The organism is Variovorax sp. WDL1 (assembly GCF_001541225.1).
Taxonomy (GTDB): Bacteria; Pseudomonadota; Gammaproteobacteria; order Burkholderiales; family Burkholderiaceae_C; genus Variovorax.
Genome location: NZ_LMTS01000273.1, coordinates 1 through 1,821 on the forward strand (window position 1 = coordinate 1; position 1,821 = coordinate 1,821).

Here is a 1,821-nt window from a genome sequence, read left to right on the forward strand (position 1 = left end):
CGCCTCCCAGGAGGCAGGTGCACGCATAGACGGCCCTGTAACGGCATGGGTAACCAGGGCCGACGACCTCACGGTCGAACATCTGGCGGGCCGCAGCCCATCGGGTGATCTGCTGGTTTTCTGGTGGTCTTCTCGTGCTGGTCGGTGGCAGGTTGTCAATGCCTCAGACATCGCCGCTGGATCACCGGTCACGGGTACCCCAACGGCGTTCCAAACGGTTACCGGCGTGGAAGTGCTCGGAGCTCGGTCAAGCGCCGGTCACGTCCTGATGCACTGGTGGAGCCCGACGCTCGATTGGCAAGTTTGCGATCTCACGCAGGTCACCGGTCGTGATTTGGCAAGTGATCCGACCGCCTGGATTCGGCCCGGCGATGGCAAGACGGAACGTTTGGCCGGCTGTACCAGCGAGGGTGACCTAGTCATTCTTACTGGACACGGCACTGAACGACGGGTCACAGATGAAATTCAACAGCCATTCCGATCTGTTAACACCATGCGGAGCGTGCGCCGGAAGGTGGTGACGATCCTGTGGGACGCGCACAGACCGAACGATGCACCACGACCAGACAGAGATGTAGTGGATCGCGTAGTGCAAGGCGCCGTCGACAGTGTGCGGGACTACTTTCTGGAAAACAGCCGCGGAGTTTTCACGATTGAAAACGTGGCCACCCTTGGCTGGTATGAAAGCGACTTCCCGCCCACTGAATACTGGCCCGGAGGGGGGAGCGTCGGACGAGATAGTGGTGCCGAGGCTATCCGCAAGGCCGCGCGAGATTTTGACTTTGCAGCGTTCGACGAAAACGGGGACGGAGAGTTGGGGATTGAAGAGCTCTTTGTCCTGTTCGTGCTTCCTGGTCGAGGGGATGGCGGTGGACTCGGGAGGCCCGTCGGCGACGACTACGTCCCTCGCGGCGAGGGCAAAGGCGTCGTGGTCGACGGTGTTCGAATAACCACGATTGCTGAGGTGAGCATCGGCTCTCCTCCAGGCCCAGGAATCATCGCTCACGAGCTGTCGCACCCACTCCTGGGTCTCGGTGACATGTACTTCCCCGAATTCTTCAATCCGACAGCCGCCGGTCCCTATTCACTAATGGATTGGGATGGAAAGGCGCCGCATATTGACCCAGCGCAGAAGCTGAAGCTCGGATGGCTACGGCCCAGGGTCATCTTCCGCTCTGGCATTTATGAGTTGCCTAACGTGGAGCGGTCTGGGATCGTTCTCGTGCTAGTCGATCTGGAGCGCGGGGTCGGAGAGTACTTTCTCATTGAGAACCGCTGGCCTGGCACGTCGTATGACAATGCGCTCGACTGGGCTGGTCTTGGGATATGGCACGTCATTGAAGATAGTCGTAGCTACGAGATAGCTCCCGACGGTGTGATCCCCATGCCGCCACCAGGAGCGGTACCTAAGAGTTGGAGCGACTTCGCCGACTGGTCGCGGAAGGGAATCCGAATGGTGCGGCCGCTCCGGGCACCACCGTTTTCCGCAACCCTGCCGCTTTGGGACGGCTTGAGTACATCCACGGGCTACGATCTGCTATCCAGTGATCCGGATAGCGCGCACGCCACCCTTCGTTGGGCTGACCGTTCGGCGACTGGCTTCAGGGTGCTGAACATTCCTGTTGCTGGCCCGCAGATGGATCTGACCGTCGATCCGTTCCCCGTGGGAGGCCATGGTGCGTTCTACACCACCAATGGAAGTGGTGAGATCAGTTTGTTGCGCCTCAATAGGGGTTGGCGCCGCGATTGGAAGGCGATCATTCCGGGTGACTTCGGAGGCGGCGGACGCACGGATCTGTTGTTCTATGACGCGGCCGCCGG

General features: G+C 60.3%; 1 protein-coding gene. It reads left to right on the forward strand.

What is annotated here, in order from left to right:
• Positions 1-1,821: hypothetical protein (locus APY03_RS42925; protein WP_198161350.1), on the forward strand; the 1,821-nt coding region annotated here is incomplete at both ends.